Source organism: Sphingobacterium populi (assembly GCF_001586775.1).
Taxonomy (GTDB): domain Bacteria; phylum Bacteroidota; class Bacteroidia; order Sphingobacteriales; family Sphingobacteriaceae; genus Sphingobacterium; species Sphingobacterium populi.
The window spans coordinates 111,253-125,203 of the sequence record NZ_LQXS01000002.1; the positions used below are offsets into that span (position 1 = coordinate 111,253).

General features: G+C 42.6%; 10 protein-coding genes. 4 read left to right on the forward strand and 6 right to left on the reverse strand.

Going from position 1 to position 13,951, the window contains the following annotated elements; translation table 11 throughout:
• The first annotated feature begins 6 nt into the window (after positions 1-6).
• The 4 genes from A0125_RS16340 to A0125_RS04810 all read left to right on the forward strand — a co-directional run bounded on the left by A0125_RS16340 (position 7) and on the right by A0125_RS04810 (position 6,187).
• On the forward strand, positions 7-2,097 hold the full coding sequence (locus A0125_RS16340) for an efflux RND transporter permease subunit (protein ID WP_262507276.1): 2,091 nt from the start codon (positions 7-9) through the stop codon (positions 2,095-2,097).
• A gap of 35 nt (positions 2,098-2,132) precedes the next feature.
• Positions 2,133-3,098, forward strand: coding sequence for an efflux RND transporter permease subunit (locus A0125_RS16345; protein ID WP_262507282.1), 966 nt, complete (start codon positions 2,133-2,135; stop codon positions 3,096-3,098).
• A gap of 55 nt (positions 3,099-3,153) precedes the next feature.
• Positions 3,154-5,406, forward strand: coding sequence for an NADP-dependent isocitrate dehydrogenase (locus tag A0125_RS04805; RefSeq protein WP_066753014.1), 2,253 nt, complete (start codon positions 3,154-3,156; stop codon positions 5,404-5,406).
• A 130-nt stretch (positions 5,407-5,536) separates the two neighbouring features.
• Positions 5,537-6,187: an outer membrane beta-barrel protein gene (locus A0125_RS04810; RefSeq protein ID WP_066753017.1), complete on the forward strand. Its 651-nt coding sequence runs from the start codon at positions 5,537-5,539 to the stop codon at positions 6,185-6,187.
• Between the two features lie 130 nt (positions 6,188-6,317).
• On the opposite strand, the gene A0125_RS04815 is transcribed toward A0125_RS04810, so the two are convergent.
• The 6 genes from A0125_RS04815 to rpsJ form a co-directional block, all read right to left on the reverse strand.
• Positions 6,318-7,853, reverse strand: a complete 1,536-nt coding sequence (locus A0125_RS04815) for a RagB/SusD family nutrient uptake outer membrane protein (protein ID WP_317038806.1) — start codon at positions 7,851-7,853, stop codon at positions 6,318-6,320.
• Positions 7,775-8,086 (reverse strand): hypothetical protein, encoded by a 312-nt coding sequence (locus A0125_RS15815; protein WP_197464793.1) that lies wholly within the window; start codon positions 8,084-8,086, stop codon positions 7,775-7,777. Before A0125_RS15815 ends, A0125_RS04815 begins: the two co-directional genes overlap by 79 nt.
• 12 nt (positions 8,087-8,098) lie before the next feature.
• A complete protein-coding gene (locus A0125_RS04820; protein WP_066753020.1) occupies positions 8,099-11,674 on the reverse strand; it encodes a SusC/RagA family TonB-linked outer membrane protein in 3,576 nt (1,191 codons plus the stop codon).
• 142 nt (positions 11,675-11,816) lie between these two features.
• Positions 11,817-12,785 (reverse strand): FecR family protein, encoded by a 969-nt coding sequence (locus A0125_RS04825; RefSeq protein ID WP_066753022.1) that lies wholly within the window; start codon positions 12,783-12,785, stop codon positions 11,817-11,819.
• A gap of 126 nt (positions 12,786-12,911) precedes the next feature.
• Entirely contained in the window at positions 12,912-13,511 is a 600-nt protein-coding gene (locus tag A0125_RS04830) for a sigma-70 family RNA polymerase sigma factor (protein WP_066753025.1), read from the reverse strand.
• A gap of 121 nt (positions 13,512-13,632) precedes the next feature.
• Positions 13,633-13,938 carry a 30S ribosomal protein S10 gene (gene rpsJ / locus A0125_RS04835; protein WP_066753028.1) on the reverse strand — a complete coding sequence of 102 codons (306 nt, stop codon included), beginning with the start codon at positions 13,936-13,938 and terminating at the stop codon, positions 13,633-13,635.
• Positions 13,939-13,951: the final 13 nt, after the last annotated feature.

The following is a 13,951-nucleotide window of genomic DNA, read 5'->3' on the forward strand; positions in this document are numbered from 1 at the left end:
GTTACCATGAAGAAGTTTGTACAACAGATTGTTACCTTTTCACTGCGTAACACGACGCTCATTTTGTTTGGTACGATGCTGCTGCTTTTTGCAGGTGTGTATTCGTTGCGCCATACTCCTATAGAAGCTTTTCCAGACGTTACCAATACGCGAGCTCGCATCATTACGCAATGGCCCGGCAGAAGTGCCGAGGAAATGGAAAAGTTGGTTACATTGCCTATCTCTAAAGAGATGAACAGCATTCCCAGAAAGTCACACATTCGCTCGATTTCGCTGTTTGGTCTTTCTGTCGTAACCGTACAATTTGAAGATGGCGTAGATGATTTCTATGCACAGCAATACGTGTCTAATAAGCTCAACGGAGTCAATCTCCCAGAAGATGTAGATGCCGAGATAGAGCCACCTTCTGGTGCAACAGGAGAAATATTTCGCTATGTTATCAAAAGTGATCTCCCAATAAAAGAGGTGTCAGCGATTCAAGATTGGGTTATTGAAAGAGAGCTTTTGAGTGTATCAGGCGTTGCAGATATCGTGAGCTTCGGAGGCGAGGAAAAGATTTATGAAATTAAGATAAACCCCACCGAGCTAAAGAACTTTGATCTTTCGCCTCTTGATGTATACGAAGCCGTAGCACGATCTAATATCAATGTAGGTGGAGATGTTATTCAGCAAGGCGACCAGGCATATGTCGTTCGTGGCGTTGGCCTTTTGGACAAGATCGAGGACATCGGAAATATTACCATAAAACTCAATCGCTCTACACCAGTACTCATCAAGAATGTAGCTGATGTAGTTATTTCGAACAAACCACGGTTAGGGCAAGTCGGTTATAACGATGAGGATGATTTGGTACAAGGCATCGTGATTATGCTGCGTGGTGAGAATCCGAATGAGGTTATCGAACGATTGAAAACTAAAATCGAAGAGCTAAACACACGAATTCTTCCTGAAAATGTGCAGATGGAAACCGTGATAGATCGTACGAAGTTGGTTGACAATACCGTGAATACCGTATCTCGGAATTTAGTGGAGGGCGTATTGCTAGTTTCACTCATCGTATTTATCTTCTTGTACAATTGGAAATCCACTTTCATAGTGGCATCTGTAATTCCGTTGGCATTCCTTTTTGCCATTATTATGTTAAAGATTCAAGGCTTACCTGCCAATCTAATTTCTATGGGTTCGCTGGATTTTGGACTCTTATTAGAAGGTACCTTGGTAATCGTTGAAACCGTATTTGTAGCACTCGCGACCGTATCTCATCAGGTTGGCAAAGAACGCTTTGCAAAGATGAGCAAGATGGGTGTTATCAAGAAAAGTGCAGGTAGTGTAGCTTCCTATATTTTCTTTGCTTTACTGATCCTAATTGTTGCGTTGCTGCCAATTTTCTCCTTTCAAAAGGTAGAAGGAAAAATGTTTTCACCTTTGGCATTTACGCTAGGATATGCACTATTTGGCTCTCTTATCTTGAGTTTGACCTACGTGCCGGCCATGTGTAAACTGTTATTTACCAAAGATATCGAAGAAAAAGAAAATGCAATTACCCGCTTTTTCCAACGAAATATCTATGGGATGTATGCCACTGCATTTCGATATAAAAAGGCCACGATTGCTATTTTTATTGGAATTTTAAGCATCTGTATTGTACGATTTATGCACTACGGTTCCGAATTTCTTCCGCAACTTAACGAAGGAGCTATCTATATTCGCGCTACTTTACCCAATAGTATCAGTCTTAAGGAATCCACCCGACTCACCAAAGAGATGAAGCAAATGATGCGTGAAAGTAGTAGTGCGATTGATTTTGTGCTGACGCAAACTGGGCGTCCGAATGATGGTACCGATCCGACCGGATTTTTTAATATTGAGTTTAACGTGCAGCTTAAAGATGAAGGGGAATGGGAAGGCGGTGTTTCCAAAGAGCAAATCATTCAAGATTTGCGAGAGAAGCTAAACCGATATCCCGGCGTCAACTTTGGTTTTAGTCAACCAATCCAAGATAACGTAGAAGAATATGTGGCCGGCGTAAAAAGTTCGCTCGTCATCAAAATTTTTGGAGACGATCTCTATGATTTGGAAGCTACGCTAATCAAGTAGCTGCATCCATCGAAAAGGTACGCGGAATAACCGATATCAATGTTTACAAAAATATTGGTCAGCCCGAACTACGGATACAGCTACATGATTCGGAAATGGCTAAGTACGGTGTTTTTACAGATGAAGTGCAGGCGGTGATTGCCATGACAATTGGTGGCCAAGCTGCCACCAAATTCTACGAAGGAGATCGGCAGTTTGATATTGTACTACGATTTGAAGAAGGATATCGAGATACACCTGAAAAAATCCGTAATATTTTGATCCCTACTAGCAACGGTCAGAATATCCCACTCCAAGAAATTGCGACTGTGGATTATCATACGGGTCCAGCTTTCATTTATCGCGAAGGAAATAGTCGGTATATCGGCGTAGGGTTTAGTATCGAGGGGCGCGATTTAGGAAGCACGATCGAAGATGCGAAGCGTGTTGTGGCACAAGAAGTAAGTCTGCCTAAAGAAAATCATATGGAATGGGCAGGAGAGTTTGAGAGTAAAGAGCGTGCTGCTAAGCAGTTAAGCTTAGTAGTACCGGTATCATTAGTGCTTATTTTGCTACTTCTGTATTTCAACTTCGGCAATTTTACAGATACAGCTGTGGCAGCATTGACTTTGCCGTTCGCATTTATTGGAGGCTTTATCTCGCTTTGGATAACAGGAACGATTTTCGGAATCTCTGCAGGTATAGGATTTATCATTCTGTTTGGTGTAGCTACTATTGATGGCATCGTGCTAATAGGAGTGATTCGAGATAATCTGAATCGTAGGTTCAGTCTTATTGAAGCCATACAGCAAGGCGTGCGCAGTCGTATTCGTCCGGTTGTAATGATTGCTCTGATGGGATCGATGGGCTTATTGCCTGCCGCGTTGTCCACAGGTATGGGTTCCGAAATTCAAAAACCGTTGGCGATAATGATCGTCGGTGGCTTGTTGATTTGTCTAGTTCTATCATTCACCATATTACCTGTGGTTTTCTACTTTGCGCATCGGAATTCTCAACGCTAGGTCGGGCTATGTCTAATGATTTTGCTATCTTTGAGGTGATTACAAAAAAGATATTATGTCATCTAAAATTATTTATACAAAAACAGACGAAGCGCCTTTGCTGGCCACCTATTCATTTTTACCCATAGTCCAAGCGTTTGCCAAGACAGCAGATATCGAAGTCGAGTTGAAAGACATTTCGCTTGCTGGAAGAATCTTGGCTCACTTTAGCGACGCATTGTCAGAAGAGCAAAAGACGAGCGATGCCTTGGCAGAATTAGGCCAGCTGGCGACTACTCCAGAAGCTAATATCATCAAGCTTCCGAATATTTCTGCATCCGTACCACAATTGAAAAGTGCGATCGCAGAGTTGCAAAAAGCAGGTTTTGCAATTCCTAACTATCCGGATGCTCCAACTACGGAAGAAGAAAAGAATATAAAAGCTACGTACTCTAAAGTACTAGGTTCGGCAGTGAATCCAGTATTACGTGAAGGTAACTCTGATCGTCGTGCGCCAAAAGCGGTTAAAAACTATGTGAAAGCCAATCCGCATCGCATGGGTACCTGGGCCAACGATAGCAAAACAGAAGTAGCTTCTATGTCGGAAGGTGATTTCTACGGTTCAGAAAAATCAATGACGCTAGAAAGCGATACCCAGTTCAAGATCGAATTTGTAAATGCAACAGGTGAGATCCAAGAACTGAAAGGCTTAGCACAGCTAAAAGCAGGAGAAATTATTGATGCTTCTGTAATGAGCGTGGCGAAGCTGAAGGTTTTTGTACAAGCTGCGATCGCAGAAGCAAAGGCATCAGGAATATTATTGTCAGCGCATTTAAAAGCGACGATGATGAAGGTATCTGACCCGATCATTTTCGCTGCTATTGTAGAAGTCTATTTTAAGGATGTATTTGATCAATTTGGTTCGCTATTCGCAGAATTAGGTGTCAATACCAATAACGGTCTGGGCGAAGTATATAGCAAAATTGCTGGTCACGCGCAAGAAAGTGAAGTAAAGGCTGCGATTGAAGCAGCAATAGAAGCAGGTCCTGATTTGGCGATGGTGAATTCGGACAAAGGAATTACCAACCTACATGTACCGTCGGATGTAATTGTAGATGCTTCTATGCCAGCGATGATTCGTATTGGTGGTAAGATGTGGGACAAAAATGGTGCTGAGCGCGATACATTAGCGATTATTCCAGATCGTTCTTACGCAGGTGTTTATAAAGCGGTGATCGAAGACTGTAAAGCTAATGGTGCATACGATCCTACTACGATGGGATCAGTGCCGAATGTGGGCTTGATGGCACAAAAAGCAGAAGAATATGGCTCACATGATAAAACGTTTCAGGCTACCGAAGAAGGTACGATCCGTGTCGTGAGTAGTGAAGATGTAGTGCTATTGGAGCAAGCGGTTGCGGAAGGCGATATTTTCCGCATGAGCCAAACGAAAGATGCTCCGATCCAAGACTGGGTTAAACTAGCGGTAAATCGTGCTCGATTATCTGATACACCAGCGGTATTTTGGCTAGATAAAGATCGTGCGCACGATCGTGAGATCATTGCAAAAGTAGAACGCTATCTAAAAGATCATGATACTAGCGATGTCGATATCCGGATCTTGGCGCCTATCGAAGCTACCAAATTCTCGGTTGATCGTATTCGCAAAGGCGAGGATACCATTTCTGTAACTGGCAATGTATTGCGTGATTATTTGACAGACTTATTCCCAATTTTAGAGTTAGGTACTTCTGCTAAAATGCTTTCTATCGTACCATTGATGAACGGCGGTGGATTGTTTGAAACTGGAGCGGGCGGTTCAGCACCAAAGCACGTAGAGCAATTTGTCACTGAAGGCTACCTACGTTGGGATTCACTGGGTGAGTTTTTGGCATTGCAAGCTTCATTTGAGCATGTAGCACAAACACAAGACAATGCAAAAGCGCAAATATTAGCGGATGCTTTGGATCAAGCAAATGCTAAATTCTTGGCTAATGATAAATCACCAGCTCGTAAAGTTGGTCAATTAGATAACAGAGGATCGCACTTCTACTTGGCAAGTTACTGGGCTGAAGCTTTAGCAGCACAAACTGCTGATGCTGAGTTAGCGGAAAGTTTTACGCCAGTAGCAAAAGCGCTAGCAGAAAACGAGTCTAAAATCAATCAAGAGTTGATCGACGCGCAAGGTAAAGCACAAGATATTGGTGGTTACTATTTCCCGAAAGACGAGTTAGCTTCTGAAGCGATGCGTCCGTCGACAACATTGAATAAGACGATTGATGCTTTGTACAATAGTGCATCCAATTCTAAGAAGCTAGTAACAGGCTAAACAGACAAATTTCTCTTTAAATAATAAAAAACGCAGTGATTTTCACTGCGTTTTTTATTTGAGACTGTGCTCTCAAAATAATTTATTATGTCTGTTCTTTAGATTATCTTCGTGGGCATTTTACCAAATTATGAAAAGATTATTATTGACCATTACCCTGATCGCAGTGTTTGCTTCTGCGGGATCAGCGCAGGATTTCGGATTTAAAAAGAAGGATATTTTTTTGGAGGCTAGTATTCAGACATCTGTAGTACGCGATAAAAGTACCCTTGACAGGACAGCATCTTTTAATTTCGTTCCAAAGGTGGGAACTTTTTTAAGTGATCATTTTGCGGTAGGTTTGGCGGCTGGTTTTGGGAATGGCAACACCGAAGGGCGTCCTAGAACTATAGCTGAGGATCGACAAAAATTAAAAACATTTGATGTCGGAACATTCGGCCGCTACTACTTTTTAGAAATAGGTTCACGATTAAAGCCATATACGGAGCTGGCAGTCGGTTACCACTTGATTAGACAAGAACAGTGGCAACAATCAAAAATTTTATCAGAATACAGGATGAAAGGTGTTTTGGCGAAAGCTGGGATTGGCGCTAATTTCTTTCTTGATAAAGGCATTGCGTTGAACTTCTTGTACCCAAACTTCTTATCCTATCATACATTTAGCACTGTCCACAACGGAGATAATAGTACTCGTAGTTCTAGTTCGGAATTTAAAACAAACTTCAACGTTTTCAATAATTTCTTGAGAAGTGCACAATTTGGTGTTATCTTGATACTGTAGTATGTAAGACATAAGTGAGATTGAATTTTTACTTCAAACATCGATAATTTTGTGAGACTCTTCGAAATTATAAGAATAACAAGCCCAGCCATTTGGCTGGGCTTGTTATGTATAGTGAAATTGATTAATCCTAATACCCCGGATTTTGAGTTAAAGTAGCCGATCCATTGATTACACTCAAATCAATTTGATTCTGTGGAATCGGAAAATAGTTTGTGCGGGAAATAGCTGTAGCACCGCGCACATCCGTCGTAATACCGCCTTCATATTCGTAGAAGGTATTCATCGTGGTTTGTAGTATTCCCCAGCGCGATAAGTCAAAGAAACGATGACCTTCCATGGCCAACTCCAGCTTACGCTCAAAATAGATTGCCTTCAATGCTATTTCAGGAGAACTGAAGTAGCCTGCTGGATATTCATTGATCAAATAATTAGCCGCAGGAGTAGTATTGAAGCCCGCCATTGGTGCACTGTTATTGATGTAACTATAGAGCCAGCCCGATGGTATGGCAGCTCGCGCTCTTACGCGATTCACATACGTCTGCGCTATTGCCAAAGAACCGGTTTGTGCTTGAGCTTCGGCCGCCATTAATAACACATCCGCGAAACGAATCACTAGTACATTGATCGCGGTGCCAGGTGCCCACGAACTTTGGTCTGAGAACCTATCTTGTGTAGCTTGCCAATAAATGTTCTTTTTATTACTGTAAGGTCCTGCGCTCGATTGTTCTCGAATCCAGCGACGACCTGGATGCAAGCCCCAATCATGAAAGGGAATTCCACGTCTTCCTACCGTCCAATCCAACCGAGGATCTACTGTAGTAGAATCAGGAGTGAAAGCCGCATCGGAAGCAACATTCATATCGCTAGCGATAGCAGTACTATTATAATCATCCAAATAAGGCAATCCTGTGGTCGGCGATGTACGATATGAATTGACTAAATCTTGAGTTGGCTGATAGAACCCGCAGCAGCGAAATGGACTTTCGTATGGAAAATTCAAACGACCGCCAGAGTTGGCAAACGTGATGGAGTTTGTCCCATCGTTAGCTACCATCTGTATGGCAAATACCGACTCAGCGTTATTCTTCGTCGCCGCATCAAAGTTGTTTCTAAATGGCACTAAGTCGTACTGTAGTCCATTACTGGTTACTCCATTGGTGATGACATCCGTAAAAACAGTAACAGCCTCTGGATATTTTTTTTGATACAACAAGGTTTTGCCTAGGTAAGCGCCTGCAGCCCATTTATTTACTCGACCCACCTCAGTTTGTGTCGCCGGAAGATTCTCGTATGCATATTCAAAATCAGCCTGAATCTGTGGCCAAATATCTGCTGTATTCGGTGCATAGTAAGTTTCGCTCGCTTCATCAATCCATGGCACTTGATTAAACATTTTCTTGAGATCCGAATAGAAATGTGCACGTAAGAAACGCGCTTGTGCAGCAATTTCTAATCGCTCTTGATCGGTTACGTCTGTCGCAAGATTTAAAAATCGTAAGGTCTGATTGGCGCGATTAACACCTTCGAAAGACGATTTCCATTTATTGTTAAAAAAACCATTACTAGCATCAAACGATAGGCGCGCTATCTGATTGATCGCGGGCTGATCTCCACCATCACTCCCTTTGTGGCTTCGCCACTCGCTACCGAACCATAAATCCAGTTATCGGGCGAAGATTCCCAAGGACCACCACCACCTAAGCCGTCGTCGTTGCTTGCGGCGGCTAATGCTGAGTAGGTTCCGGTAAGTAAAGACATGACGCCTACTTTGTTCCCAAGGTCTTCTGCAGGAAGTTCGCCTATTGGACCTTGTTCTAAAAATGATTTGCTACAGCCGGAAATCAGCAAAGTACTGCATAATCCCCATTGTATAATTGTTAGAAGTTTCGTTTTCATAATTTCTAAATTTTAAAACCCAACATTCAATCCAAATAAGATCTGACGAGGTGTGATGTATGTTCCTTGGTCAATTCCGAATGCGGTTGTCGAACCAGCGATTTCTGGGTCTGGTCCTGTGTATTTAGTGATAGTAAATAGATTGGCAGCCTGCACATATATACGTACGCGTTTTAGACGTGCTCGAGTCAACCATTCTTGTGGCAAAGTATATCCCAAGGCCGCATTACGCAAACGGAGGTAGCCTCCTGGCTCTACGAAATAGGAGTTAGGTACATTTTTGGTGCTGGTAAATCCGTCTAGCTCTTGTATTGGTGCTTTGGCATTCATGTTTTCTGGTGTCCAAGAATTGTACACGGCCGTATTGCTATTAGCACTGCCATTGAACGACGAATAAAAGTCAGTATACCAGCGTACATTGTTCCAAATATCATTACCCGCTACGCCGTAGAAGAATGCGCTGAAATCCCAATTTTTGTAAGTTAACCCAAGATTTAGTCCGTAGCTCATCGTTGGGTTAGGGTTTCCTAATACGGTACGATCGTCCGCAGTGATGATACCATCGCCATTAACATCTGCATAACGGAATCGACCTACGCCAATATCCGTTTGATACACAGCTTCAGGATTTCCTGAGACTTGTCTTGCACTCGCATTGGCTGCATTTACTTCTTCTTGTGAGTTCCAGAATCCATCTACCTGGTATCCGAAGAAGGATCCCATCGGATTGCCTACGGAGTTTCGCACGACGTAGTTGCCATTGTACCGATATTGCGTGCCGATCACATCAAAGTAGTCACTATTTTGCGAAATACTTTCGATATTATTTTTGTAGGTAGTCAACGTACCGGTCGTGGTTAATTTCAGATCTGGTCCAAGATCAAAGTTTCCGGTAATGGCTAGATCTAGTCCGGAGTTTTTCATACGAGCTACGTTGGTAAATGGCTGTAGTGCGCGACCCGCTGTTCCAGGCAATTCGGGATTATACAGTAGGTCGTCCACTACTTTACTATAGTAATCTACGTTCAGCTCTAAGCGGGAGAATAAAGTGGCATCAAAACCAACATTTGTATTAATGTTTTTCTCCCAACGCGCATCGGGATTACCTATGCGGAAAGGTTGAATACCTAATGCAGTGCTATTTCCAGATCCTGTGATGTCATAGTAGGAGGAACGGCGTACCCCTACGAACGTGTCATAAGCGTTGCGTGAGTTGACGTTGAGCTGATTACCCATTACTCCATATCCACCACGAATTTTGAAATCGTTCAGCCAATTTTTAGCTCCCGACATAAATTGCTCATCAGATACGCGCCAACCCGCACTTACTGCAGGAAACCAACCCGATTGATTATTTAAAAATTTAGAAGACGCATCGCGGCGAATCGTTAAACCCAGCAAATACTTTTGCTTAAAATTGTAATCTACACGACCGATATAGGATGATAGGGTAGAAGCATCACGGGCTGATCGGGCTGTCTGCGCACCAAAGCCTGTACTTAGGTCGACAAAATCACGGTCGAATGACACGTAACCTTGCGTGCTTGCTTCCATAAAGCGGAAATTTTCCTGAAAAGATTCGGTACCTACTACTACCGAGATATCATGGATATTATTGAAGTTCTGTTTGTAGTTAATGGTATTGGTCCATGTCCAGTTCCAAGCATCTACGGAGTTTTCTGTGTAGGCATTTGCCACCTCGTTTTCTAAGTTTTCGTATTGAGGGAATACGAAACGTTGTGAATTACCGGCATTGATCTCACCTCCGAATACGGTACGCGCAGTGAAATTTTTCCATAGATCCACTTCGGCGAATACATTACCGATCAATCGGCTGTTTTGGCTGCGGTTATTGCGCATACGATCCAGCATAGCTACAGGATTACGTGCATTTCCCAATCCGCCACCGGCAGTACCGGCATAATTTCCCATAATATCATAAACCGGAATGATAGGTGCTTGTCGAAAACTCATGCCAATGGCATTTCCTTCATCCAATTCGCCAATACCGTCATTTCCCATGCCTCCAGTTATAGAACCTTCACCAGTTTGTGGTGAACGGCGTAGGGAATAGGTGATGTTTTCTCCAATACGCACTCGGTTACCAATTTTATAGTTGGAGTTAGCACGCACCGTATAGCGATTCATAAATGTATTTTTCAGCACACCCTGCTGGTCAAAATAATTCGCGGAGAATAGGAATGCGCCTTTTTCATTACCGTGGCTTACCGCAATATTGTGACTCATGATCGGTGCGTTACTGAAAATCTCATCTGCCCAATCTGTGCCTGCATGATTGGCTCTGTTTATACGGTAAAAATCGCCTGCATTTCTGTCGAAAAAGTTTGGATTCACATTGTATAATGCAGGGTTTACGCGAGGATCACCTTCCATCGCGCCTTGCGGCGCAATGTAATCTGGTAGGCGAGGTTCTGCACCTGTACCATAAAGATCATTGCCAATGTCGGTCAAGCCGCTGTTGCGTTGTGCCTGAAAGGTCAAACGAGCATTATCTAATGGTGAAGCGATATCCCAAATGTTGCCGCGAATAGGACGCTGACTACCGTAGAACATATCATAATTCACGCGCACTTCGCCGTCTTGTTTTCCCTTTTTGGTGGTAATGATGATGACACCGTTGGCTGCACGTGCACCATATATCGAGGCCGAACCAGCGTCTTTCAATACTTGCATCTGGTCGATATCATTTGGGTTAAGATCTACGATGTTCTGAATCGGAATACCGTCGACTACATATAACGGTGAGTTATTGCCAAATGTGTTAATACCGCGAATACGCACCTGCGGCTCGCGACCGGGCTGACCCGAACCGATTACCGTAACGCCTGATGCTTGTCCTTGTAATTGATTGTTGATCTGTCCAGACGGTTGGCGATTCATTTCTGAAACATTTACTACAGAAACTGCACTGGTTAAGTCCTTACGGCGCTGTGTAGCATAACCAGTAACCACCACTTCATCCAAATTACTGGTGGATTCGCTGATTTGTACTGTTAAATTACCAGTTGCAGATGTCACAGATACATCTTTTTGTGTGTAGCCGATGTAATCAAACGTAAGCACGTCGCCCACATTAGCGCTGATTTGGAAGTTTCCGTCTTCATCTGTGCGCGTACTGATGTTCGTGCCCTTTAGGACAATACTTACCCCTTCAATTCCTCGTTTATTTGCAGCATCAACTACTTGGCCTCGAATAGTATTTTGTGCAGTTGCACGAAGCAATAAAATTTTCTTGTTTTCTAATTTGTATTGCACATCAAGATCCGTATGTATCTGGTTCAATAGCTGCCCGAGTACCCAATCTGTCGTTTTCAGATCAAGCATACGTGTGGTCTGCAATACCGATGGGCTGTAGACAAACTTGATTTCGGTCTGCTTTTCGATTTCGTTAATCGTACGTTGCAAACTAATTCTTTTCTCTGTGAGTGTCACTTTTTGATGGGTTGGATTTTCGCTTTTTGCGCCTTGCGTTTCCGCTCCAACCAGCAGCGCTAAGAATAGCAAGCCACAACGTAGGGCTTTTCTATTGATAGCGACTAATCTGGTACTGTATTTTGTGAAGTTCATAATTCTGATTTTTTTCGTTTACCAATGGTTTTCTCGGTCAGATGTCCATCTGCTGGTTCAACATGTTGTTGGCAGTTAGAAGGTGGGTGGTTTGAAATTGAGTTTTTGTTTTTATCATAGTTGTGTGTTTTACTGTTAGTCATTATAATATTGAAATTTGACGATCCTTAATTACATAGCGTGTAGCAGTTACAGCGCAGATCAGATCAAGCTGTTCGAACAGTGTTAGATTGTCTAGATCGCCGGTAAACGTGGTACTTTGATGGGTGGGGGTTACCCGTATATCAAGCTCATATATTTTGCTAAGCTTGTTGGCCAATTTGGAGAGATCAATGGCCTGATAGCGTACTTGAGCAAGTAACGCCTTGTCTAGCACCACAGGTTTAGGTTTTTCGACAATGGTAGCGTGTAATGTTTCTCGTTTTTTATTAAATACTGCGCGATGATTAGTGGCTAATGTTAGATTATTGGTGGATGATTTCGTAAAGAGGCGCATTGGTAGCGCAGTATCATGGCAGGTTTGCGATACATGTACCTTGCCCGAAAATACGATTACTTCACTCCGTTCTTTATCCGTGTCTTGTATCAAAAAATGAGTACCTAATGCTTCCGTGGTCATCTTACCGTGGAGTACTCGAAAAGGTCTAAGTGGATCATTCGTAATATCAAAGATCGCACTACCTTCTAGCGAAACGCTGCGCTGCGAAAAATCAGAAAGATAGCTTAATCTTCCACCTTGCAACAGTTGAATGATCGACCCGTCCGGTAAACCCACGCGAACCGTGTCGGTACCATCATTGCAAACAGTTTCTAACGGTTCTGCCGGTTGCCAAAACGTAAACACCAAGATTGGTAATAGCAACGTAGCGGCAACAGCTATCCAACGATAGTTTTTTGTAGGTATCCTAATGATAGGTTGGGGCTTCTCCGTAGATCGAGATATCTTAAGCCATAATCGTTCTTCCATGGCTTGATAATCTTCCTCTCTAAAAGATAATTTATCTTTTTCTGGAAGGCTGTCGTACCATTGCTGCACCATACGCGCTTCGTCGGGTGTACAAGTTTTTTGCAGATAGCGTTGCAGTATAGCTTGAAATTGTTTACGACTCATCAGAAAAGTCAGTTTATAGTGTATATCGGTTAGCGAACGCAGAAAATAATCCGGCGATCTACACTATAAGTAGCACAAGTAAGCCACACCCCTAAATAAAAATTGAACTTTTTTTATTTCCTTGTTTTAGGAAAATAGAACTGTGCTACTGAACCCAATAGCGACAATACCTATCGTAAGGTAGTCGCGTAATACGATACGCAATGTCTTTAGGGATTTGGTGATGTGGTATTCTACTGCTTTTTCAGATAGATGAAGGGCTAGCGCAATCTTTTTTATTGGTTGGAATTCTATGCGGCTCATCAAGAATATTTGTCGTGTCTTGGGTGACAAGCGCTCTAACCCGTTGTAAAGCTGCTCCATCAGTTCTTTAGCAGCCAACGTATCCAGGCTATTGTTTTGCTGCTGTAATTCATCTTCCGATTGCGTAATGTGCATAAAGCGCTCGACTTTAATTCGTGATTTAAGATGATTGATAAAACTGAATTTCGCGGCGGCGGCGAAGTAAGCTGGGAGATATTGGATCTGTAAATCGGCACGGCGCTCCCACAGAGATACAAAGATCTTCTGCGTCAGCTCTTCGGACAATTCTTGATCACCTGATTTTGCATAAAGCTGTCTAAATGATGACCGCCAGAAGCGTCTATATATTTCCTCAAACGCTTTGTGATCACTTTCTTTTAACTTGGACAGCAGTATCTCGTTGGTTAGTTCGGAGTCCTGCATAGGTAGTTCACAGTTAGTGTTTATAAATATATATGAATTTGTTACAAATCACAAAATTACATATACGAAAAAAGCTCCCAGTTGGACTGGAAGCTTTTAGATTTTTCAGATTGAAAATCGATCACACTTTGATTTCAACTTCAACGCCTGAAGGCAATTCAAGTTTCATCAACGCGTCAACTGTTTTAGAGTTAGAAGAGTAGATATCCAATAGTCTTTTGTAAGCACTTAATTGGAACTGCTCACGCGCTTTTTTGTTAACGTGTGGTGAACGTAAAACCGTATAGATTTTTTTCTCTGTAGGCAATGGAATTGGTCCGCTAACTACTGCACCTGTAGGTTTTACCGTTTTTACGATTTTCTCAGCTGATTTGTCAACCAAGTTGTAATCGTAAGATTTCAATTTGATTCTGATTCTTTGGCTCATTGTTTATTGTTTA